The organism is Acinetobacter sp. BZX-2, from assembly GCF_055179795.1.
Genome location: NZ_CM143686.1, coordinates 2,871,713 through 2,894,604, shown reverse-complemented (window position 1 = coordinate 2,894,604; position 22,892 = coordinate 2,871,713). Strand labels below are relative to the sequence as shown.

The 22,892-nt window shown below is 38.8% G+C and carries 19 protein-coding genes; 11 read left to right on the top strand and 8 right to left on the bottom strand.

Annotated features, from left to right (window positions below; genetic code table 11):
- The first annotated feature begins 501 nt into the window (after positions 1–501).
- The 5 genes from ACY45D_RS13630 to ACY45D_RS13610 all read left to right on the top strand — a co-directional run bounded on the left by ACY45D_RS13630 (position 502) and on the right by ACY45D_RS13610 (position 5,249).
- Entirely contained in the window at positions 502–2,511 is a 2,010-nt protein-coding gene (locus ACY45D_RS13630; RefSeq protein WP_463107220.1) for a TonB-dependent receptor plug domain-containing protein, read from the top strand.
- A gap of 12 nt (positions 2,512–2,523) precedes the next feature.
- On the top strand, positions 2,524–3,063 hold the full coding sequence (locus ACY45D_RS13625) for a molybdopterin-dependent oxidoreductase (RefSeq protein ID WP_463107219.1): 540 nt from the start codon (positions 2,524–2,526) through the stop codon (positions 3,061–3,063).
- Positions 3,064–3,197: 134 nt separating this feature from the next.
- Complete coding sequence (modA, locus tag ACY45D_RS13620; RefSeq protein WP_463109491.1) at positions 3,198–3,935, top strand: molybdate ABC transporter substrate-binding protein; 738 nt, start codon at positions 3,198–3,200, stop codon at positions 3,933–3,935.
- Entirely contained in the window at positions 3,935–4,627 is a 693-nt protein-coding gene (gene modB / locus ACY45D_RS13615) for a molybdate ABC transporter permease subunit (protein WP_463109490.1), read from the top strand. Before modA ends, modB begins: the two co-directional genes overlap by 1 nt.
- A 4-nt stretch (positions 4,628–4,631) precedes the next feature.
- Positions 4,632–5,249, top strand: a complete 618-nt coding sequence (locus ACY45D_RS13610) for an ATP-binding cassette domain-containing protein (protein ID WP_463107218.1) — start codon at positions 4,632–4,634, stop codon at positions 5,247–5,249.
- Between the two features lie 318 nt (positions 5,250–5,567).
- On the opposite strand, the gene ACY45D_RS13605 is transcribed toward ACY45D_RS13610, so the two are convergent.
- On the bottom strand, positions 5,568–7,022 hold the full coding sequence (locus ACY45D_RS13605) for a coniferyl aldehyde dehydrogenase (RefSeq protein ID WP_463107217.1): 1,455 nt from the start codon (positions 7,020–7,022) through the stop codon (positions 5,568–5,570).
- A 136-nt stretch (positions 7,023–7,158) separates the two neighbouring features.
- On the opposite strand from ACY45D_RS13605, the gene ACY45D_RS13600 reads away from it, so the two are divergent.
- On the top strand, positions 7,159–8,235 hold the full coding sequence (locus ACY45D_RS13600; RefSeq protein ID WP_463107216.1) for an AraC family transcriptional regulator: 1,077 nt from the start codon (positions 7,159–7,161) through the stop codon (positions 8,233–8,235).
- Between the two features lie 53 nt (positions 8,236–8,288).
- Here ACY45D_RS13600 and ACY45D_RS13595 read toward each other — a convergent pair whose 3' ends face one another.
- The 6 genes from ACY45D_RS13595 to moaA form a co-directional block, all read right to left on the bottom strand.
- Positions 8,289–8,798: a molybdenum cofactor biosynthesis protein MoaE gene (locus ACY45D_RS13595; RefSeq protein ID WP_463107215.1), complete on the bottom strand. Its 510-nt coding sequence runs from the start codon at positions 8,796–8,798 to the stop codon at positions 8,289–8,291.
- 1 nt (position 8,799) lies between these two features.
- Positions 8,800–9,051 carry a MoaD/ThiS family protein gene (locus ACY45D_RS13590; RefSeq protein WP_089603885.1) on the bottom strand — a complete coding sequence of 84 codons (252 nt, stop codon included), beginning with the start codon at positions 9,049–9,051 and terminating at the stop codon, positions 8,800–8,802.
- A gap of 243 nt (positions 9,052–9,294) precedes the next feature.
- Positions 9,295–9,888 (bottom strand): NTP transferase domain-containing protein, encoded by a 594-nt coding sequence (locus tag ACY45D_RS13585; protein ID WP_463107214.1) that lies wholly within the window; start codon positions 9,886–9,888, stop codon positions 9,295–9,297.
- 163 nt (positions 9,889–10,051) lie between these two features.
- A complete protein-coding gene (locus ACY45D_RS13580) occupies positions 10,052–11,290 on the bottom strand; it encodes a molybdopterin molybdotransferase MoeA (protein ID WP_463107213.1) in 1,239 nt (412 codons plus the stop codon).
- Complete coding sequence (gene moaCB, locus ACY45D_RS13575; RefSeq protein ID WP_463107212.1) at positions 11,287–12,210, bottom strand: bifunctional molybdenum cofactor biosynthesis protein MoaC/MoaB; 924 nt, start codon at positions 12,208–12,210, stop codon at positions 11,287–11,289. The genes ACY45D_RS13580 and moaCB overlap by 4 nt, the downstream gene beginning before the upstream one ends.
- A gap of 133 nt (positions 12,211–12,343) precedes the next feature.
- The gene (gene moaA, locus ACY45D_RS13570; protein WP_463109489.1) at positions 12,344–13,333 is read right to left on the bottom strand and encodes a GTP 3',8-cyclase MoaA; all 990 of its coding nucleotides are present in this window, start codon (positions 13,331–13,333) and stop codon (positions 12,344–12,346) included.
- A 781-nt stretch (positions 13,334–14,114) separates the two neighbouring features.
- Here moaA and ACY45D_RS13565 point away from each other — a divergent pair.
- The 3 genes from ACY45D_RS13565 (at position 14,115) to ACY45D_RS13555 (ending at position 17,883) form a co-directional block, all read left to right on the top strand.
- The gene (locus tag ACY45D_RS13565; RefSeq protein WP_463107211.1) at positions 14,115–16,523 is read left to right on the top strand and encodes an FdhF/YdeP family oxidoreductase; all 2,409 of its coding nucleotides are present in this window, start codon (positions 14,115–14,117) and stop codon (positions 16,521–16,523) included.
- 132 nt (positions 16,524–16,655) lie between these two features.
- A complete protein-coding gene (gene fdhD / locus ACY45D_RS13560) occupies positions 16,656–17,438 on the top strand; it encodes a formate dehydrogenase accessory sulfurtransferase FdhD (RefSeq protein WP_463107210.1) in 783 nt (260 codons plus the stop codon).
- Positions 17,439–17,532: 94 nt separating this feature from the next.
- Positions 17,533–17,883, top strand: coding sequence for a winged helix-turn-helix domain-containing protein (locus tag ACY45D_RS13555; protein ID WP_463107209.1), 351 nt, complete (start codon positions 17,533–17,535; stop codon positions 17,881–17,883).
- 123 nt (positions 17,884–18,006) lie between these two features.
- On the opposite strand, the gene pdxR is transcribed toward ACY45D_RS13555, so the two are convergent.
- Positions 18,007–19,500 carry a MocR-like pyridoxine biosynthesis transcription factor PdxR gene (pdxR, locus tag ACY45D_RS13550; protein WP_463107208.1) on the bottom strand — a complete coding sequence of 498 codons (1,494 nt, stop codon included), beginning with the start codon at positions 19,498–19,500 and terminating at the stop codon, positions 18,007–18,009.
- Positions 19,501–19,650: 150 nt separating this feature from the next.
- Here pdxR and gabT point away from each other — a divergent pair, with 150 nt between their 5' ends.
- Entirely contained in the window at positions 19,651–20,943 is a 1,293-nt protein-coding gene (gabT, locus tag ACY45D_RS13545; RefSeq protein WP_463107207.1) for a 4-aminobutyrate--2-oxoglutarate transaminase, read from the top strand.
- On the top strand, positions 20,940–22,388 hold the full coding sequence (locus ACY45D_RS13540) for an NAD-dependent succinate-semialdehyde dehydrogenase (RefSeq protein WP_463107206.1): 1,449 nt from the start codon (positions 20,940–20,942) through the stop codon (positions 22,386–22,388). The genes gabT and ACY45D_RS13540 overlap by 4 nt, the downstream gene beginning before the upstream one ends.
- Positions 22,389–22,892: the final 504 nt, after the last annotated feature.

Here is a 22,892-nt window from a genome sequence, read left to right as displayed (position 1 = left end):
AACAAGGTTAAGAACAACTCACTCCTATATAGAACTGATCATTTTAAATATCATATCTTGTATAATGATACATATTGTATCATTATTAATGTATATAATTTAATCAGACTTAAGTCAATAGAAAATTTTTCAGCATATAAAGGGATCAGTATCGATTCATGAAATAAAATTTATTTTTATAAATAATGTGATATTGGGCTTTTCTATAATTTCTATAAAGAGACGTGTATTGTTATCAATAACAGGGTAGCTTCAGCAAAAAATAGGCTACTCATCTTAAGTTATTCTTATAGGTGAGTTTAATTTTATTGACATATGTGCTTCTTGGACTAGAATAAAATAACAACAAGGGCTATTTCTCGTTGTAGGAACCAAACAAAGCGTCTATGACCGAACATTTAAATCAGTGAAAAGGCATAGGTGTTTTTATTTGCGATTCGATATGTTTACTGGAATATAAAGATAAATATTAATTTTAAAATTCATTCAGGGGGATGAGACGTGAGGAATTCTATATTCAGATTAAATGCTTTACATAAATATAGTGCTATTTTTTTGATGGGGGTTGCTGCACCCAAATGGGCATTTGCGAATGATATTGCACTCAATCAACAGCAAGATATCTTTCAACTTGGTGCAATTCGTATCACGGCTGAACAGAATCAGTTTGATCAAGTTGCTTCGAAAATAGATGATCAAAAGATGCAGCAGTTTAACCACAACAACATTGGCGATGCGTTAAATCTATTGTCAGGGGTTACCAGTTCAAATAATTCTAGAAATGAACAAATGATCTATGTGCGTGGTTTTGATGCACGTCAAGTTCCCTTATTTATTGATGGAATACCCGTTTATGTTCCTTATGATGGTTATGTTGATTTCAATCGTTTTACCACAGCAGATTTAGCCGAAATTCAGGTCGCTAAAGGTTTCAGTTCAATTCAATATGGTGCAAATACTTTAGGTGGTGCGATTAACTTAGTCAGTCGTAAACCTCAACGAGCATTTGAGGGGGATATTCGTTTGGGCGTTGGAGAAGGGCAACAACGCAGAGCTGCTATAAATTTAGGAAGCAAGCAAGAGAATTGGTATATTCAAACAGCTGCATCTTATCTAGAACGGGATGGTTTTAAATTATCCTCAGATTTTCAAGCGACTGCGACTGAAGATGGTGGATTACGCAATAATTCTCAAAGTAAAGACAGCAAATATTCACTTAAACTTGGTTTTACGCCAAACCCAACAGATGAATATGCTTTAAGTTATATCAAGCAAGATGGTGAAAAAGGTAATCCACCGACAACGGGAACAACGGCGATTCGCTATTGGAAGTGGCCGTATTGGGATAAAGAAAGTCTGTATTTTAATTCAACAACTGCTTTAACTTCAAAAGAGTCTTTAAAAATTCGGGCTTATCATGATCGCTATGAAAATGAATTGAATTCCTATACCAATGACCGTTATGAACAATTGAAAACCTCTGGTCAAGGTAGCGTGGGTACAGGTCGTAGCATTTATAATGATCGTGTGAATGGTGCTTCAATCATTTTAGAATCTGATCGTTTGAAAGGACACCAACTCAGCGTTATTAGCCACTACAAAACGGATGAGCATCAAGAGTTAGATGCGGACAAAAACAAAAATACTCATTTTGAAGATAAAATTTGGTCTATTGGTTTGGAAGACAATATTCAATTGCTGAATCAGACTTTTCTTTCACTCGGAATCAGCCAACATCGTTTAGAACCTCAAAAGGTATTTAGTGTTGGAAATCCGTATGCTTTGCCCGATAAACAAACTGCGTTAGATGCACAAATGGGCGTATTTTATAATGAATTTGATCATGCTCAGCTATATGCAACGATTGCGAAAAAAACACGATTACCGACTTTAAAAGATCGTTATTCTCAACGTTTGGGCACTTTTATAGAAAACCCGAGTTTACATGCAGAAAAAGCCTTGAACTATGAGTTGGGCTATAAAGGAAAGCTTTACGACCAACTCAATCTACAAACCGCTCTTTTTTATAGTGATATTCAGGACAAAATTCAATCTGTCGCAAATGTCCAAGGCAATAAGTCTCAAATGCAAAACATTGGTCAGATCCATATTGCAGGTACTGAGCTAGGTCTTGAATATCAGCCCACAAGCTGGTTGAGTTATGGAGGCAATTACACCTATTTAAAGTTGAAGAATAAAACAGATTCAGCAAAGAAAATTACTGATATTCCACAACATAAACTCAGCAGTTACCTTGTGTTAATGCCAATAGAACGTTTGAAAATACAAACAGAAATTGAACGAAATAGCAGTCGTTGGGCATCAAATACATTGAAACTTTCAGGTTATCAAATCGCCAATATTCAACTGTCGTATGCGCTTAAACATAGAACTGGACAATGGAATTTCAGTGCAGGGATAAATAACATTACAGATAAAAATTATGCTTTAGCAGATGGCTATCCGAGTGCAGGGCGAATGTGGTTTACAAATCTAAATTTTTCATTTTAAAGGAAATAAAATATGCGTAATCTATTTTTATCATGTGTTGTATTTCTCAGTTTAAATCATACTGTTTATGCACACTCAGAAGTTGAAAAACATACCAATCAAGTCCTAAGTCAACAACTCACTATAGATGGTCTTGTAAAAAATAAGTTAACACTAAGTGTTAAAGAACTGACTTTATTTCCCAAACAGCATAGTCAGAATGTTGCGATTGTGACGATGAAAGGTGAAGTTCGTCGTCCAACTTTAAAATTTAAAGGTGTTTTATTAAGAGACTTACTCAATAAAGCTGAACTGATAACATCTGATCATCATGATTTCAAAAAAACAGTCGTCATTGCAGAAGCGACGGATGGCTATAAGGTTATTTTCTCTTGGAGTGAGCTGTTTAATACGGCTATAGGACAAGGTGTAATGGTGGTATACCAAGAAAATGATCAGTTTTTAAATGCAAAATCAGGGGAAATCGCATTAATTTCTACACAAGATACTGCAACTGGGCCACGTTATGTAAAGTGGTTGAAAAAAATTACTGTGTTGAAAGTTTCTAATTAATGGTGGTTTTTTTAGCGCTGTTCATTTAATCTATTTATCAATATATTTTTAAAAACATATCGAAAACGATATAACTTTGATAGGGGAACAAGATGTCTCTCATTTTTAACAAGAAGAATATTCAAACTGTTGTGATGTGTTGTGGTGTGCTTTTCGGAGCGAATGCGCATGCGGAACAATCTGTTACTGTGTACGCTGCAGCAAGTCTAACCAATGCAATGACTGATTTAGATCATCTATTTGAAAAGCAGAGAAAAGTAGAAGTAAAAACCTCCTATGCAGGGTCATCAACCTTAGCTAAACAAATTGAAGCTGGAGCACCTGCTGATGTGTTTATTTCTGCCGATGAACAGTGGATGAATTACTTACAAAATAAAAAATTAATTGAATCAAATAAACGCGTTAATTTACTGGGAAATCGTTTGGTTTTGATTTCACCCAAATCTAAACCTATCAAAATAAAAATGGACAAAAACTTCGATCCATCGACCGCATTTCAAGGCAAAATTTGTACGGGTGATACCAAAAGTGTGCCTGTAGGCAAATATGGCAAGCAAGCTTTAACCTCACTTGGCTGGTGGCAAAAATTAGCACCACGTTTGGTTGAAACTGAAGATGTGAGAGCTGCCTTAAACTTCGTTGCACGTGGTGAATGTCAGTTGGGTATTGTATATGCAACTGATGCTGCGATCAGTAAAGATGTCACAGTGGTTGGGGTATTTCCAATCAGTACGCATACCCCGATTGTTTATCCACTTGGATTAGTCAAAAATAATTCAACTGCTACGGCGTTTTATCAATTCCTACAGGGTAAACAAGCCAATGCAGTGTTTAAGAAATATGGTTTTACTGTCTTATTACCTGCTCAATAATCGTGTTTTCCTTATCCGCTGAAGAGCTTGAAGTTCTTAAACTATCTTGCCAAGTTGCAGCCGCTTGCTTGGCGTTTAGCCTGATCCCTGCACTCGCAGTGGGTTGGGTTTTGGCTCGAAAAGAATTTTTTGGAAAATCGTTATTTGAAACTTTAGTATTTTTACCTTTGGTGCTTCCTCCGGTTGTACCAGGTTATTTGTTATTGCAAGTTTTCGGTAGTCGTGGCGTATTGGGACAATATTTAGAACAGTTTGGACTCAATTTAGCGTTTAATTGGAAAGGAGCGGTCTTGGCTTCTGCGGTGATGGGCTTTCCGTTATTGGTGCAGTCTATTCGCCTCGCAATTGAGTTGGTTGATCAACGTTTAGAAATGGCTGCAAAAACATTAGGTGCGTCTTCTTTTGGAACGTTCTTTTATGTCACTTTGCCTTTAGCGAGTAGTGGCATATTGGTGGGTGCAATTTTATGTTTTTGCAGAAGTCTTGGAGAGTTTGGCGCAACAATCACTTTTGTAGGAAATATTGCGGGTGAAACCAGAACATTGCCATTGGCGATGTATAGTTTGATGCAACAACCTGATACTGAACATGCAGTATGGCGTCTAATCATCCTTTCATTAACGGTTGCATTCTTTGCCTTATGGTTTGCACAATGGTTCCATCGCTATCAGAAAAAAAAGAGAGGGCGTTAATTGGATGATTGATTGTCATATTCAGTTAAATTTAGGAAAATTTAAACTCGATCAAACATATACATCTGAACATCATGTAATCGGTCTTTTTGGTGCTTCTGGTTCAGGGAAAACCAGTATTTTACATGCAATTGCAGGGTTAAATACTCCTGAAAATGGGTGGATTAAAATCAAAGGTCAAACTTGGTTTGACTCAAAACAAGGAATCAATTTAAGTCCGCAACAACGTAGCGTGGGTTTAGTCTTTCAAGATGCTCAGTTATTTCCACATATGACGGTTATGCGTAATTTATTGTTTGGATATAAACGGGTTGCAAGTGAAAAGCAGCGTTTTGATCCAGACTATATTATTGAATTACTGAAATTAAATCATTTGCTGAGTCGTATGCCGATGAAACTTTCTGGTGGAGAAAAGCAAAGGATTGCATTAGGACGAGCATTATTATATTCGCCAAAATTATTATTATTAGATGAGCCTTTATCAGCTCTTGATGCGGCACATAAACAAGAAATCATTCCTTTCTTTCAAAAAGTTTTACAAGAAACAGATATTCCGATGTTGTATGTCAGCCATGATATGAGTGAAATTAGGCAATTAACAGAACATATTTGGTTGCTTTAGGTTGTTTTGAGCAAAATGCTGAATTGATTTAGTACGGATGATTGAACTAAAGTCAAAATATGGAATAAATTTAAAAAGCACTTAATATGGGTTAGTGCTGATCAGTTAAGAGTAATTTAGTGATTACTCATTTAAGAATCTCCCCTAACCCTGAGCCATATATGGCGCAAGGAAAAGAGGGGAACTATTGAGAATCTAAAATAATTTTAGATCCCCTTGCGGAGCATGCTCCGCAAGGGGAGGATTTAAAAATGCACAATTGACTGGCATTACCTAACATGGGTAGAGGTGCTTTTTAATATTTGTATCCATTCGACTTTATTTAACATTAGGATCTGCTTTCTTTAAGAAAAAGCGTATCGCAAGTTTTTGTAACCAAGTGCCATAAGGCGGATAGAACAATTGGGTTGGAAAGAAACGGTGGCGCATAAACACTGTTTTTGCATGTGAAAGCTCTCTAAAACCTTCTTCGCCATGATAGGTTCCCATTCCAGAGTTTCCGATTCCGCCAAAAGGTGCATCGTGATTGACCACATGCCAGCCCCAGTCATTGACGGTAACGCCACCTGAATGTGTTTGTTTTAAAATATGATCACGTTCTTGTGAATCATGCGTGAAGCAATATAAAGCCAATGGTCGTTCACCTGCATTAATATACTGAATCGCATCTTGCAGGGTGTCGTATGCTACAACAGGAAGTACAGGGCCAAACAGTTCTTCTTGCATAATACGCATGTCAGCTGTGCAATTCAGCACAATATGAACAGGCATACGTCGTGCATCTTGCTCAGGATTGTATTCACCACAAGCAATGATTTGAGCACCTTTTTGTTGTGCATCCGCTAAAATTTCTTGAATACGTTTTAAATGACGTTCATTGATTATTGAAGTGTAATTATCATTATTGTGAATATTATTGCCATACATGGCTGTGAAATTAGATTTACATTCTGCTGCAAATTGTTCAACGTTTTCTTTAGGCACTAATGCATAGTCTGGTGCAACACAGATTTGACCGCTATTTGTTGCTTTACCATGCAAAATACGCTTTGCAGCATCTGCCAGTGGATAGTGACGACTAACAAGGGCAGGAGATTTACCACCAAGTTCAAGTGTTACAGGGGTTAGGCTTTCTGAAGCAGCACGCATCACCACACGACCGATTGCAGGAGAGCCTGTAAAAACAATGTGATTAAAAGGCAAAGAGGTAAATGCCGCTGGATTGGTAATTTCCTCTCCAAAAACAGCAACTTGATCTTCTGTGAAAATTTCGGCAAGCATTCTTCGCATCACTGCATTGGTTGCAGGTGTTAGCTCAGAAAGTTTGATCATGACTCTGTTTCCTGCTGCAAGCGCTGCAACGAGAGGACCAAGTGCTAAATAAACAGGAAAATTCCACGGTACAATCACGCCAACCACACCTTTGGGTTGATATTGGACGCATAAGCGATTGGATAGAAAGAGTAACTCTGTGCTGCGCTTACTTGGGCGCATCCAACGGCGTAAATGACTTATCGCATGTTCAGCTTCCAGAACAGAACCGAGTAAATCCAGTAGTTTTGACTCATCTACAGATCTTGAACTGAAATCTGTATTGATTGCTGTTGCAATTGCATCTTGATAACGAATAATTTGTTTTTTTAATTTGATGATGTGTGTTCGGCGTGAATCTGAATCGGGATAGGGCGCAGCTTTAAATGCAGCACTTTGTCTGTCAAAGACTGATTGCATATGAGCATGTGCTGGATGGCCTACTTCCTGTAAGATCGTCATTTCTGCTGTTACTCCATTTATACTGATTCTAGGTTAAATTTTATGCTTGATAGGACGAAGAGTCGATGTTAAATTGAGACAATGAGAGGTAATTTAGTGCCATTAAGTGTCTTGTGCGATGGGTGGTGTAAATAAAATGACTCAACAACATAGTTTCATTGAAGCACGTTATGATACTTCAGCATTAGGTCAAGGCACTGTCATACAAGGCTTAACCAGTCTAATTGATGAAATGCTGCGACAAGGACACTCTTTACAGGAACTACTTCAAGGAACAGGAATCACCTATACTGTTCTGAACAATGCGACATCTCAGATTACACAATACCAAAAATTACAATTATTTCAGAATATCTTACGATTATCGAAAGATCCATTGATCGGAATGAAAGCTGGACAGAAACAAAGACTTTCAGATTTCGGTATTTATGGTTATGCACTTTATTCTTCTAAAAACTTTCAACAAGCTGTGGAATTAGGTATTCGCCATATTAAATTGGCTGGCCCAGTGCTACAGAAGTCTTTTCGAATTGAGCAAGATGCTGCAATTTTTGAAGGAAAAGAAGTCATTGCTTTAGGCAAGTTATTACCCTTGATTTGTGAATTTTGGTTCAGTTCAATGCAGACTTTGATTGAGAGTGTATTGGAAGGACCATTTCAGGCAAAAAAGCTGTTACTTCCTTATCCAGCCCCTGAGTATGCAGATGAATATCAAAAGGTTTTCCATTGTCCAATTGAGTTTGATACAGGCGTGTTGCAATGGCACTTTGACTTGAAATGGCTTGATGTTGCTTGTCCAAATGCCAATCCAATGACTGCTAATATGTGTAAATCTTTTTGTGAGCGAATGCTCGGAATAGAGGATGATGAAACGCCTGAATTAATCAGAACCATACGGCTTGTTCTCATGGATCAAGTGGATAGTTTTCCGACAGCTCAACAAATGGCTGAACGTTTACATCTTTCGAAAAGAACATTGTATCGCCGTTTGGCAGATCACAAGATCAGTTATCAAGATATCATAGACAGCACAAGACGGCGACTTGCAGATGAATATTTGCAAGGAACGACTTTAACTATTGATGAAATCGCAGCACGGCTTGGTTTTTCGGATACATCAAATTTTAGAAAAGCCTATCGACATTGGACTGGAATCTCTCCCAACGCATATCGATTACAGCTAGATCATACTTTTAATCTGCGTCTTATGTAAAAGCGTCGTCTCAATACCACTCAGATCCACCCTGTATTTCAACACAGATACATTTATGTATGCGTATGTCTATGAAAATGGGGTTCGTCTGAATGATGATGGTGTTTTTCATCGCCATGGGTGTGATCATGGTCTTGGCGAATACAACAACCCGCAACGTATTGACTGCTTCCATCTGTATAAAATTCTTCTTTCCATACAGGAACTTCATGTTTCACTCGTTCAACTGCTTCTTCGCAGGCTTGAAATGCTTCTCTACGGTGAGGAGCGTAGGCAATCGCAATAATGGCTTTATCACCAATATCTAATGTTCCTATACGATGAATAACACGGACGTAACCAATACCGTATTTTTCTTGTATTTCTTGTTCAATCGCTCGGATCATTTTTTCTGCAACAGGTGCATAGGCTGTATATTTGAGCGCTTGAACTGCACGTCCTTCATGGTGATTTCGTACCGTACCAATAAAAATACCTGTTCCACCACATTCTGGAAAAGCCTGAATGGTGTCAAAACGATCTAAATTCAGTGGAGTATCTTGGATGCGAGCAAACTGTAGCATATCAACCTCCTGCAACAGGTGAGAGTAAAACTAAGGTGCTGTCTTTCTCTAAGACACTTTGGCGGGAAATAATATCTTCACCGATTGCACAGGCACAGCGTTCTATCATCTCGGAAACTGAAGGATATTGCCCTTTAATTTGCTCTAATACATCAGCAACCAAACTATTTGATGCACAACTTAGGCTGAGGTCAGCAGGTAGGTGTTTTTCAATCGCACCATAAGATTCAACCTTGATATTAATTTCCTGCATATCTGCCTCTATATTGGAACTGCTTAAAAATGATAAGTCATTTATAGATATTAAATAGATATTCACACTTTAGCATTATCCAATTTAATCATCAAAAATCGAAAAGTAAATGTGTGAACGTGACCTTGCTCACTTGTCTTGTAAACTCACTTGGTCGTCCATTTTTTAATACAGCCTGCTCACTCAACTGAGTCTTTATATCCTTTGATAATCTATCTATTAAATTATTAAATCTTCAATTGATTATTTCTGATACTGTTGCAACTCTTCAAATGAGTTCAGGCTATGGTAATTCAGATTTTGATTCTGAATATTGACTATTTGTGGTGCAAGTTCTGCAAAACATCGTCTTAAACTTAGTTGTTGGAGATCAAGATGCTTAGACAGTGTCTCAACACTGCTGCGTTTTAGTAAGCAGAAAGGGTAGAGTGCTTGCTCGTTGATAGAAACATAAGCCACGGAAGATAATGGATTTTGTTCTAAAGCTTGATGTAGATACAACAATATATCTTGTGGAATCTCGGTAATATCGCATGGGATAAATAAAACATAATCAGACTGAACATGTGACCATGCACTTTTCATGCCGATTAATGGCCCTAAAAAACCATTGGTCTCATCTTTAAAATAGCCAATATCAGAGATCAATTCTAAATAACGATCATAGTCTCTATGACTATTGATCCATATTTCATCAACTTGGCCTAGAAAAGCTTTATATATTTTTAACAATTGAATTTCATGGTCAAAGCTTTGTAAAAGCTTATTTTCACCATTCATTCGTGTAGCCTGCCCACCTGCTAAAATGACCAGTGCTGTTGCAGGGTAGTCTTGCATTCTATTTACCTGATCTCTACCTAAAAGCTATATATGATATTTGAATGGATGTTGAATGATTTATTTTGAAACTTCTGCATTTGCTTTTAAATAGCGCAAAATAATGAATGTGACCACCCATAATGTAATGCAGAATACTTCACTAGTCGCAATCAATTCGCCTTCAAATCGTAATAAAATCGATATAGTCCAATGACACAGCTGTATCAGATTTAGCTGGAATACGAACAATGGCATTGGCTTGATTCAAATTACTCAGCATGTGTGACTGTTGCTTTCCTAGTTTCGAAACGGTCAATTGACCGTAATCATCTACATTAACCACCATGCGTAATAATTGTTCACGACTGTCTTGTTTGACTGTTTCTGTGAATCGAGCTTTTTTCCAAACTGGTGCAGGTGAATCTATGCCTTGTAATGTCGCCATTAAGGTTGATACATGTACAGCCAGACAGGTGAGTACAGCCGCGGGATTACCCGGTAAACCAAGTAAATAAGTACAGTGGCTATCAATACCAGTTTTAATACTGCTTGGTTGATATTCTGCAAAATAAAGCGGTTTACCCGGTTTTTGAGCAACTTGCCAGAAGATTTCTTTGGCACCCAAAGCCATAGAAACAGGTCGAATCAGATCATAATCTCCAACAGAAACTCCACCTGTGGTAATGACGAGATCATAGTGATTCATTGCATTGGATAATGCTTGAGTGAGCATATCTTCATCATCAATCACATGTTCTAAATGTACATCAGTTATGCCTTGTTCATTTAGCCACGTTAAAATCATCGGTGCATTTGCATCGAAAACTTTAGACTCATTATCAAGTTGAGTACTGACTTCATCACCTGTAATCAACACAGCAATTTTAGGTTGTTTATAGACCTGTACTTCCTGCACGCCTGCCATACTCAACGCTGCGATTAAACCACTACCTAAACGCTGGCCTTTATGTGCAAGTATTGTCCCGACAGAGAGTTCTTCGCCTTGATAACGAATGTCTGTCCCTTTTTCTAAAGCTTGATTTAAAATAGCCTGATTGTCTGTACGTATGATGATCTCTTGTCGTGCAACAGTATCCGCCGAATCTGGAAGTTTTCCACCTGTAAAAATACGAACCGTTTGACCTGTTTGAATCTCTACTTGCTCAGCTATACCTGCACGAATCTCACCAACCAGTTCAAATTCAGTGATACCTGCTAGTATATCTTCACTTCTAAGCGCGTAACCATCGACAGCACTTTGTGTAAACAATGGCAGTGAAACCGTTGATTGCACATCTGATGTTAGAACATGCTGATGCGCTTGAATTAATGGCACAGAAATAACGGTCAGTGTTTTGACTGAACTGTAGTGAGCTAAAGCTTGATCAAGTGTAATTAAACCGATACCAGAGCAACTCATTCATAACCTCCGGGATGCGGCAGATTTCGGCTCACATCAAAAATATGCACCAAGGCAGGCAAAATTGCTGCCATAGATTCACTTGCACCACCACGACTTCCCGGTAGGGTAATCACCAGTGAACGATCGATAAAGCCTGCAATGCCACGAGACATCGCTGCATAAGGTGTGCGTTTTTGTCCAAATGCACGCGCTGCTTCCATCAAGCCATTTAATTCGCGTTCAAGTAAAGGCTTTAAAGTATCGACAGTAATATCTCGTTGACCAATACCCGTTCCACCCACAGTAATCACGCAAGCATAGGATTGTGTTAGTTTTAAGACCAATTCTTTTAACTGATCTGCTTCATCAGGTAAAATTTGATAATGAATCGGATCAAAACCTGCTTCGTTTAAGGTATCTACCACTGAGCGTCCCGCAGTATCAGGTTTTCGGCCTGCTGCAACTGTATCAGACAGTACCAGTACTGCTGCTGAAACAGCTTGACGTAAATGGCGTTTATAATGCGATTTTCCGCCTTTTTTCAGGTCTAATTTACATTGTTGAATAATCAGTTCATGCGGTTCGCAATGTGGTTTGAGCATGTCATAAATGGTTAATGCTGCAAGACTGGCTGCGGTGAGCGCTTCCATTTCCACGCCCGTTGGTGCAATGGTTTCAACAGTCGCTTGAATAATGACTCGATCAGCGAGTAATTCAAAATCAACATCGGCACGATAAATTGGTAAAGGATGACACAAAGGGATCAGTTCATCTGTACGTTTTGCAGCTAAAATTCCAGCAATTCGTGCTGTTTTCAGTGCATCACCTTTTTCGGTATTGCCATCTGCAAGAAGTTGTAAACAATGTGCTGGTGCAAGCAGTTCAGAAGTTGCAGTAGCAATTCGATAGCTCTCAGGCTTCATGCCGACATTTTTCATAAAATATTCCGAAAATTAAGGTGCTGATCTTCAGTCATCTGCTTGATCAGAGGAAAGAATTTATTGTTTAGATAACATAAAAATAAAAGATGATACAGTCCATGGACTGATTCACACAAAATTAACCCGTGAATTATCCTCCTATGGCATGCATGCTGATCTTACGTGTTGGAGCTTGCTGGTGTGCAATAAATCCCGCTTTTTTATGCCATACAGCATTCAAAATGGTGGCTGTTAAAGATGAATCGTTTTGCTGAAGTAAATCACGCAAAGGCGTACCAGAGTTGGCAAATAAGCAAGTGAATAATTCGCCAGTCGCGGTTAAGCGCAAACGATCACAACTTTGACAAAAAGGTTTACTGATGGTGGAAATGATGCCTAATTTGTAATCATTATTGAGGCGATAAATTGTTGCAGGATCATTCTGTCTTTGTTGTTTTTCTATCTGAAAATGCGCTGTAAGTTTTTGAATAATTTCATCTTCAGTAATGACTTTTTCGGGTTGCCAGTGTTCAGGTTGATCCAGCGGCATATATTCAATAAAACGTAATTCTATATTTTGTTGATACGCCCATTGGGTGAGTTCAACAATTTCATGATCATTTTTTCCTGCCACTAAAACACAATTCAACTTGATTGGAATATTGAGTTGTTGTGCTGCTGCAATTCCTTGTAGTACAGGTTCGAGTGGACGTTTGGTCATGATTTGAAAGGTATTTGGATCAATGCTGTCTAAACTAATATTCAGATCATCTAAACCTGCTTGTTGCAAAGCGTGTGCATACTTTTTTAAATAGAAAGCATTGGTAGTCATGGAAATACGTTGTAAACCATGCGCTTTTAATCGATTCAAATCATAAATAAAGTTGACAACGCCCTGGCGCATCAGCGGTTCACCGCCTGTCAAACGGATATGCTGGATGCCTAAATGCACCATAACTTCGCAAAATTTTAATAATTCTTCAAAGCTTAAAATATCTTTTTTTGCGAGCCATTCTGGTTTATCTGGCATGCAATAACTGCAACGGAAATTACAACGATCTGTCAGGGATATTCTGAGTTTATGTTTATGGCGACCAAATTGATCGACCAACTGCGTTGATGCATTGGTGACTAGCGGCATTTTTACGGGTGTTGCTAATGTTTTAGTCGAGCCGTCCATAGTCGCAATTAACCTTGTTTAATCACAGGATAAGATCATTTATAAAGCAGTATGAGTCGTTTTATTTTAAATATCAACTTCAACAATTCAGTTTTTGTGTACCTTGCATTCTTGTTTTTTAAGTTGGTATGTAAATGGTAAAGCCAGCCTAAATGGTTATTTTGAGACACAATTCTCATTATAAATTTACAATTGAAATCTCCTAAAAAAGAGAGGATATTGAATACAAATAGAACTTGTATTCTGAAACGGTTGCAACAAAAAAGGCAATAGATTATTTAAAAGATGGTTCAAATTGTGTGAATAATCTATATGTTTCTAAATGGTTAAGACAGCCTATTTTAAGCAATTAAATACGTTATATTGGATTAGGGGCTGTTGACAATTCGTCTATGTTTGCGACTATGAGTGTTTTTTAGGTGATACTAGGCGTGAAATACAAAATTTAGTCATTCTAAATGATGAGAAACACTGTTTCGCAAGACAACAACGTAGCGTCAAAAAACACTCTAGTCCCCGCTGCGCCTTGCGCTACGAACAAAGCAGTGCTTTGTTCTTGCTCAGGTTGTGGCTAAAATTATCTCAGCCTTCGTTATGAAACTTGAAAATAGTCTCGCTATTCTCTTCGTTTCATTCCTCGTCTGCTCAATTTTAGCCTACAACGCAAGCCATTTATGAAATGTCAACAGACCCTAAGTAATACGCATCTTTTTATGGAAAAACTGACGCAGAGGACCGGAATATGGAAAACGTTGAGGATAAGCATAACGATGAAGAAACAGGTTATGCACGAATAGAACCTTATACTCATCCTGCTGGTGGTTGGGGCGCTTTATTAAGTGTTGCAAGAAACTTAAAACGACAGGAAGTATTTAAAAAAGGGGCGATAACGCTCCTTAATATTAATCAACCGACTGGGTTTGATTGTCCCGGCTGTGCATGGCCTGAAAAAAAAGACGCACATGCCTTTAACTTTTGTGAAAACGGTGCGAAAGCAGTTGCATTCGAGGCAACCTCAAAACGGGTAACCCCAGAATTTTTTGCAACGCATACGGTCAGTTGGTTGTCAGAACAAAGTGATTTTTTTCTAGAAGACTCAGGTCGTTTGACGGATCCGATGCGCTATGACCCTGTATCTGATAAATATATTCCAATTTCTTGGGATGAAGCTTTTGCTTTGATTGCAAAGCATCTACACGCTTTAGATCACCCTGATCAAGCAGCATTTTATACCTCTGGGCGTGCCAGTAATGAAGCGGCATTTTTATATCAACTTTTTGTGCGTGCTTTTGGAACGAATAATTTCCCTGATTGTTCAAATATGTGCCACGAAACCACCAGTGTCGGCTTATTGGATTCGATCGGATTAGGGAAAGGAACAGTAACCTTAGAAGATTTTGATAAAGCCGATGCGATTTTTAGTTTTGGCCATAATCCGGGAACCAATCACCCTCGAATGCTGGGTACTTTGAGGGAAGTTTCACGTCGTGGTGGCAATATCGTAGCGATTAACCCACTGAAAGAGCGTGGATTAGAACGTTTCCAAGATCCTCAAGCGGCTATTGAAATGATGACCAATGGCAGCACGCCAATTAGTCGTTATTATTTCCAACCTAAAGTTGGTGGTGATTATGCATTGCTGTTTGGTGTACTTAAACACTTGAGAGAATGGGATATACAAGCGCTCGCTGCGGGCAAAAAAAGTGTCTTTGACCGTTCATTTATTGAAATGAATACCGTTGGTTTTGACGCCATGATGGAAGAGGTTGACCGCACCGTATGGTCCGATATTCATGCACATACGGGGCTTACACCTGAACATTTAGAATCTTTAGCCAAGATGTATCTTGATGCCAAAACTGCAATTTTCTGCTGGGGCATGGGGATTACTCAACATCGACATGGAACAGCCAATGTGCACATGCTGGCAAACTTAATGTTAGCAAGAGGGCATATTGGTCGACCAGGAGCAGGTTTAGCACCGATCCGTGGACATAGTAATGTGCAGGGCGATCGAACTATGGGGATCAATGAATTACCTAGTCCGAAACTGCTTGATAATCTCGACCGTGTTTTTGGAATTAAATCACCGCGTCACCACGGTTTTGGTGTAGTGGATACCATTAAGGCGATGTATGAAGGTGATGTGAAAGTCTTTATCGGTTTAGGTGGTAATTTTGCAGTGGCCACACCTGATACACCTTATACGGAAGAAGGATTACGTCGTTGTAATTTAACCGTACATATTGCGACTAAACTGAATCGCAGCCATTTGGTTTGCGGTAAAGAAGCATTGGTTTTACCGTGTTTGGGACGTACCGAAATTGATATGCAACTGCATGGGCCACAGGCAATTACGGTTGAAGATTCAATGAGTAATGTGCATCTTTCAGCAGGTCGTAATGAACCGATTTCCTCAGATTTGCTCTCTGAACCTGATATTGTGGCACGAATGGCAGCCGCTGTTTTGCCAGACAGTGATATTCAGTGGAAATGGTATGTAGAAAGTTACGACCGTATTCGTGATTCGATTGAACAAGTTTTTGATGAATTCCATGATTTTAATGCACGCGTATATCAACCGGGTGGTTTCCACTTAGAGCATCCGGCCAATCAGCATGTGTGGAATACACCCGTCGGTAAGGCACAATTTTTAATTACCCCATTGGCGGAAGTCTATGCGGATAAAGAAAATAAATATGCTGAACAATATACGGGTGCGAAAGTTTATACCCTGATGACCACACGTTCACATGACCAGTACAACACGACTTTGTACGGGCTAGATGACCGTTATCGGGGGGTATTTGGTCAGCGTCGTGTCTTGTTTATGAATGCTGATGATATCGCTGCTGCAGGTTTTGTTGCAGATCAATGGGTGGATATTGAAAGTATTTATTCTGATGGTGTAAAACGTATCGTTCACAGTTTCCGTATTGTGCCGTATAACATTCCTAGAGGGAGTTTAGCTGCGTATTATCCTGAAACTAATCCTTTGGTGGCGCTGAGTAGTCATGATAAATATGCAAAAATTCCTGCATCGAAGAGTGTGCCTGTGATTTTACATGCAGGGCAAGCGCCTGAACATTTCAATTTGGCACAAGCTGTAGATCCTGAAGATGCCAATGAAATTGTGAATAGAGCAGGATAAAACGTACACGTTGTAAAAATTGCATTGTGTTATGGAATGGCGCTTGATTACAGCGCGCCATTCCGCGTAATGCGTGCTTTTCAAGTCTTTATAGGGAATATAGAGAACGTGAATATGGATATTAGGGAGTAGATGTTGAATTCTCAAGGATATGAAAGCGTTGATATCCAGCGTTTAAATCAGAATACAACTGTTGAACAGTCTGATTTTGTTGTACAAGAATATCCTATCGCACTGGTTTATAATGGAATTTCACATGCAGTAATGATGGCAACCCCAGCAGATATTGCAGTTTTTGCGAAAGGGTTTAGCTTATCCGAAGGTATTTTGAGTAGTTTGAAAGAACTTTATTCACTCGAAATACAAGAAACAGAATTTGGTATCCAAGTCGAAATGACGATTTCTGCTCGAGCGTTCACAGCACTTAAACAACATCGTCGTATGATGGTCGGACGTACAGGCTGTGGCTTATGTGGCATTGAAAGTCTGCAACAGCTTCATTTTGATTTGCCTCAAATTACCACGCAAGTTTCTGAGATATGGTTAGTCCAAATTCCTAAAGTAATTTCTCAACTGAATATGAGACAGAAAATCACTCAGCTTACAGGTGGGGCGCATGCTGCTGCGTGGGTGGAAGCTGGTGAAATTATTGCATTATTCGAAGATGTAGGCAGACACAATGCTTTGGATAAGTTATTAGGTTATATTTCAGAAAATCAGTATGATGTCAGTCAGGGTTTTGTGGTCATGACCAGTCGTGCAAGTTATGAGTTGATTCGGAAATGTGCACAACTGAATATTGCTTTATTGGCTTGTATTTCAGCACCAACCAGTATGGCGATTAACATGGCAAAGAAATCAGGTTTAACATTGGCGAGTTTTTGTCGTGGCGATGGTTTTGTTTTATATACTTAGTTTTTAATAGATGAAACCCACTTTTTAGAAACCAACAATTTAATTGGTATTTTCAGTGATCTGTGTGAAGGAATGTCGTTGTTAGAGTAAATGTATGCATGATGCCAAATTAAAATTACAGTTAAGAGTTCTGTTCAATGACGACATCGCATTTGGGCCAGGGAAAGCTGAGCTTTTGGAAGAAATTCGACGTTCAGGTTCAATTTCCCAAGCAGCAAAAAACATGAATATGAGTTATCGAAGAGCGTGGCAGTTGGTTGAAACGATGAATAATAGTTTTCAGTCAGCATTGGTCGAAACCCAAAAAGGTGGGACACATGGCGGTGGCGCAAAAGTCACAGATCTTGGAGAAAAAATACTTAATCAATTTAGGCAGATGGAGCAAAATGCGCGACAAGCCATTAAACATGATTTTCAAGAAATATCGAGCTTTCTAAAGAAATAATCCTCAATTTGATTTGTGAATGATAAATATAATTTCGGCTAGGTTTCAGTCAAGAATGGCTCAAATATTGAGTGTCTGAGTCGTATTTTGTTTCCATGATATGCATTATTTATATACTAAAAATCAAGATAAAGTAGATATCCCCGCTTCTCTTAAACATTGTAGTAAAACACCAAAAGCCATCAGCATATCTTTTTCATTTACACATGCAAAACCTAAGAGTAAGCCTTTTTGCAACGTTGGTTGCATGTAGTATTGGGAAAGCGCTCTAACTTTTATTCCGCGTTCTAAAGCCATTGTAGCAATTGTAACGTCATTACAAAATTCAGGCAGTTTTAAGATGAGGTGTAAGCCTGCTGCTTGATCATATTCGTGAATAAATGCATTTCCCAAATAGCGCGTAATAAGACCAATTAAAAAGTCACGTCGTTTACCATACAGTAGACGCATACGCCTAATATGTGCTTCATAATGTCCTTCACTAATAAATTCTGCCAAGGCTTTTTGTTCAAGTAAATGTCCACCTCGGTATAACTCTGCCGCAACGATTCGTAACAGTGGAAATAGTGGTTTAGGAACAACCAAATAACCTATTCGTAAAGATGGGTAAATGGTTTTGCTAAATGTTCCCATATACAGAACTGGGGTATTTTTTTCCAAGCCTTGTAACGATGGATAGGGTAATCCTGAAAAACGGAACTCACTGTCGTAGTCATCTTCTACGATCCAACTATTATTGTTTTGAGCGATTTGCAGTAATTGTTTTCTGCGTTCTAAGCTTAAATGTGATCCTAATGGATACTGATGAGAAGGGGTTACAAAAATAAGTTTTGGCGGATGACTAGAATGCGCATCGGGGATAATACCATTTGCATCGACAGGCATTGGTTGAATATCCAAACCATTCATTCTTAAAGTATTACGCATTCCCCAATAGGCAGGATCTTCAATCCAAACTGGATCTCCAATATCGCTTAGCGCACGAGACACCAAATCGATAGCTTGATGAATACCTTCTGTAATAATAATTTGGTCGGCATCACATTGAACTGAACGTGCAATACGTAAATAGTCAGCAAGGGCCTGACGTAGTTCGATACAACCACCTGCATTACTATAAATCAGACAATCGATATCAGGTTCACGGCTTAATTTGGTTTGAATACGACTGAAAATGTGATGAGGGAACTCAGTCACATCTGGTGCACCTGGAACAAATGCACCCCATTGATGCGGTGAAGCAGCAGCATATTCAATTAAATTAGAGCCACGTTTAGACAGGGCATAGGAGCTGTGCGTTTTATGTGCAGATGTCGTTTCTAAATCAATTTGTGTATTTAAAAAAGTCTCGGGGAGTTGTTCAGAAACCCAAGTTCCATGACCAGTACGGGCTTCTAAGTAGCCTTCAGCTTGTAGTTGTTCATAAGTTGTTAATACTGTATTGCGAGAAACATGTATTTCTTGCGCCAAATCCCGAGAGGCGGGTAAGCGTACTTTGGGTTGAATCACCCCTTCTATAATTGCACTACGTAAACAATGAAAAAGTCGTTGATGTAATTTTCCCTCAGTTTCCTGCTGTAGGCGCTGTAGGACATAATCTCCAAGTAAACTACGCAATTGGCTCTCTCCTGCAGGTTGTAAATGGCTCTCGTCAGTTGTTATCAGACAAGCGAAATTATGGGAATACTGTCGTTACTGATCCAAAAAATTAAATTATGGATGTGGTCCCTAATTGTAATTGATGATTATAAATATTGAGAGAATCTAATGAATGATAAACATTCTGCACTGAATGCGCGTAAACAGCAAGCAACTCCACGTGGTGTAGGCGTGATGTGTCAGTGGTATGCGGAGAAAGCGGAGAATGCCACGATTTGGGATATGCAGGGTAAACAGTATATCGACTTTGCTGGAGGGATTGCTGTATTAAATACAGGACATCGCCATCCTAAAGTCATCGCAGCGGTTACTGAACAATTAAGTAAATTTACACATACAGCCTATCAAATCACCCCATATGAAAGTTATGTGGCTTTGGCTGAAAGAATTAATGAAAAAGCCCCAATTCCCCAACCAGCAAAATCTGCTTTTTTTTCAACAGGAGCTGAAGCTGTTGAAAATGCAGTGAAGATTGCACGCTCATATACAGGTCGTCAGGGCATTATTACTTTTGGGAATGGTTTTCATGGTCGTTCATTTATGACGATGGCGATGACAGGCAAAGTTGCACCGTATAAACGTGATTTTGGATTGATGCCAGGTGGTGTTTTTCATGCTCGTTACCCAGTGATTACACAAGGGATTAGTGTGGATGATGCAATCGAAAGTGTTGAAAATATTTTACATGAAGATATTGCACCACATGATGTTGCTGCGATTGTACTCGAACCTGTTCAAGGGGAAGGTGGTTTCCATATCGTACCCGCTGAGTTCTTAAAGCGCTTAAGAGCTTTATGTGATGAACACGGTATTTTATTGATCGCAGATGAAGTCCAGTCTGGTTTTGCTCGAACAGGTAAATTTTTTGCCATGAATCATTTTGAAACCAAAGTTGATTTAATGACAATGGCAAAAAGTATGGGTGGTGGTTTTCCTATCTCAGGTGTGGTTGGTCGTGCAGAAGTAATGGACGCCCCAAATCCCGGAGGCTTAGGTGGAACCTATGCAGGTAGTCCTGTTTCTATTGCAGCAGCACATGCAGTGATGGATGTCATTGAGGAAGAGGGTTTATGTGAACGTGCTAATCAGCTTGGTCAAAAATTAGTTTCAATACTGAATACTATTCAACAAAATAGTAATAAAATCATTAAAGAAATCAGAGCACTTGGCTCAATGATCGCGGTTGAACTGCAAAGCGCTGAACAAGCCAAAGCCATACAAAACTACGCAATGGAAAAAGGCTTGTTGCTTTTGACCTGTGGTAAAAATGCAAATGTGATACGTTTCTTATATCCATTAACGATTCCTGCTGAGCAATTCGATCAGGGATTGAGTATTTTAAATGATGCTTTTGCTGCACTTAATGCTAGTCGCTCAACTGCAATGGAGAAATCTGCATGATGCAAGATGATCTACAGTATTTATTGAAACATCCTGATATTACCTTTGAAGCACCTGTATCGAAAGATTACATTCAGGTCAATGATGCTTCTACTGACGAAACATTGGCATGGGTGAGAAAACACGATGCGCTTGCAATAAACGCAGCCATAGGCCGTTCTGAAAAAGCGCAACAACTTTGGAAAAAGCAGACTGCTTTAGTTCGTGCTGATGTCCTGTGGGCATGGTATAAGCTGATCATTGAACATCAAGATAATTTAGCCAAAATTCTCACAGCAGAACAGGGCAAACCACTTGTAGAGGCGCGTGGTGAAATTGCTTATGCAGCTTCATTTATTCGTTGGTTTGCAGAACAGGCACGTCGTGTTGATGGCGATATTTTGACTCAAACACAGGCACAGCAGCGACTTTTAGTTCTTAAGCAACCTATTGGTGTTACTGCTGCAATTACACCGTGGAATTTTCCAGCAGCAATGATTACCCGTAAAGCCGCGCCTGCAATTGCGGTGGGCTGCTCAATGTTAGTCAAACCTGCTGCACAAACACCTTTGACTGCTTATGCACTTGAGGTGTTAGCTTTACAGGCTGGTTTGCCTCAAGATGTTTTGATTACGATTAGTGGTCAAGCGGCTGAAATTGGTGAAATTTTCTGTAGCAATGATATTGTTCGCAAATTGAGTTTCACAGGTTCAACAGAAATTGGTCGTATTTTAATGCGTCAATCTGCCGCAAATATTAAAAAACTCTCATTAGAATTGGGAGGCAATGCTCCTGTCTTGATTTTTGATGATGCAAATCTTGATCAAGCTGTACAAGGTATTATGGCAAGCAAATACCGTAACAGTGGGCAAACTTGTGTCTGTGCGAATCGTATCTATGTTCAGGAAGGCATTTATAACGAACTGACTGAGCGTCTAGTGAATGCTGTTGCGAAATTAAAGGTTGGAGATGGTCGTCAGGGAGACACAACGCAAGGGCCCTTAATTGACCAAAATGCGGTAGAAAAAGTTCAATCACATATTGATGATGCCATGCTGAAAGGTGCAGCGATCCGCATAGGTGGTAAACGTTCGCCTTTGGGCGGAACTTTCTTTGAACCTACTGTATTGAGTGGTGTGACGCAGGAAATGAAGGTTGCAAAAGAAGAAACATTTGGCCCACTTGCGGCTTTATTCTGTTTTAAAACGGAAGAAGAAGCGGTGGCGATGGCAAATGATACCGAGTTTGGATTAGCTGCTTACTTATTTACCAGCAGTACTGCGCGCCAATGGCGTGTGGGAGAGCAACTCGAGTATGGCATGGTCGGTATTAATACAGGTGCGATTTCCAATGAGGTTGCTCCATTTGGTGGTATAAAGCAATCAGGTTTAGGACGTGAAGGATCAAAATTTGGGATCGAGGAATATCTTGAAATCAAATACCTTTGCTTAGATTTATCTGAATAATTGAACCCTATGTTGTGCTTAACTGATCATGTTTTTCATGATCAGTTTTTTTATTAAATTTACTCGAAATTTAAATCTATTTTTACTCAAAACTAAAAATTAAATAAAGTGATCTACAAGATCATAAATTAAAGATATAGTGTGATATATAGCACTTTATAGAGTTTTTCTTTAAAAAAGATTGGTCCTTAGAAAATACAAAGTTTATTAACCTAAATCACATGAATTGGCTCTTTCATATTTCAATAAATTGGTTCTTGTTTGGACTGGTATGAAAGCACACATTAACACTAAGAATGTTATAAAAGTAAGACGAAGGATTTGTTAAATAATATTAAAAAACAATATGATAGTTTATTTTAACTAAGATTTATTGAAAAGATATTTTTGACAATCCTGAGAACTTGTTTAAGTACTTAAAATAAAAACATTTATTTTATTACAGAAGCATAGCCTTATTTTTATAAGAAAATATTTAATTAATCTAAATAATTGAATTGTATA

What these genes read in the sequence shown, in the direction of transcription:
- ACY45D_RS13625 (WP_463107219.1), top strand. Translation starts at nt 2,524, where the DNA reads ATGCGTAATCTATTTTTATCATGTGTTGTATTTCTCAGTTTAAATCAT.
- modA (WP_463109491.1), top strand. Translation starts at nt 3,198, where the DNA reads ATGTGTTGTGGTGTGCTTTTCGGAGCGAATGCGCATGCGGAACAATCT.
- ACY45D_RS13610 (WP_463107218.1), top strand. Translation starts at nt 4,632, where the DNA reads ATGATTGATTGTCATATTCAGTTAAATTTAGGAAAATTTAAACTCGAT.
- ACY45D_RS13605 (WP_463107217.1), bottom strand. Translation starts at nt 7,022, where the DNA reads ATGACGATCTTACAGGAAGTAGGCCATCCAGCACATGCTCATATGCAA.
- ACY45D_RS13600 (WP_463107216.1), top strand. Translation starts at nt 7,159, where the DNA reads ATGACTCAACAACATAGTTTCATTGAAGCACGTTATGATACTTCAGCA.
- ACY45D_RS13595 (WP_463107215.1), bottom strand. Translation starts at nt 8,798, where the DNA reads ATGCTACAGTTTGCTCGCATCCAAGATACTCCACTGAATTTAGATCGT.
- ACY45D_RS13590 (WP_089603885.1), bottom strand. Translation starts at nt 9,051, where the DNA reads ATGCAGGAAATTAATATCAAGGTTGAATCTTATGGTGCGATTGAAAAA.
- ACY45D_RS13585 (WP_463107214.1), bottom strand. Translation starts at nt 9,888, where the DNA reads ATGCAAGACTACCCTGCAACAGCACTGGTCATTTTAGCAGGTGGGCAG.
- ACY45D_RS13580 (WP_463107213.1), bottom strand. Translation starts at nt 11,290, where the DNA reads ATGAGTTGCTCTGGTATCGGTTTAATTACACTTGATCAAGCTTTAGCT.
- moaCB (WP_463107212.1), bottom strand. Translation starts at nt 12,210, where the DNA reads ATGAAAAATGTCGGCATGAAGCCTGAGAGCTATCGAATTGCTACTGCA.
- moaA (WP_463109489.1), bottom strand. Translation starts at nt 13,333, where the DNA reads ATGCCGCTAGTCACCAATGCATCAACGCAGTTGGTCGATCAATTTGGT.
- ACY45D_RS13565 (WP_463107211.1), top strand. Translation starts at nt 14,115, where the DNA reads ATGGAAAACGTTGAGGATAAGCATAACGATGAAGAAACAGGTTATGCA.
- fdhD (WP_463107210.1), top strand. Translation starts at nt 16,656, where the DNA reads ATGTTGAATTCTCAAGGATATGAAAGCGTTGATATCCAGCGTTTAAAT.
- ACY45D_RS13555 (WP_463107209.1), top strand. Translation starts at nt 17,533, where the DNA reads ATGCATGATGCCAAATTAAAATTACAGTTAAGAGTTCTGTTCAATGAC.
- gabT (WP_463107207.1), top strand. Translation starts at nt 19,651, where the DNA reads ATGAATGATAAACATTCTGCACTGAATGCGCGTAAACAGCAAGCAACT.
- ACY45D_RS13540 (WP_463107206.1), top strand. Translation starts at nt 20,940, where the DNA reads ATGATGCAAGATGATCTACAGTATTTATTGAAACATCCTGATATTACC.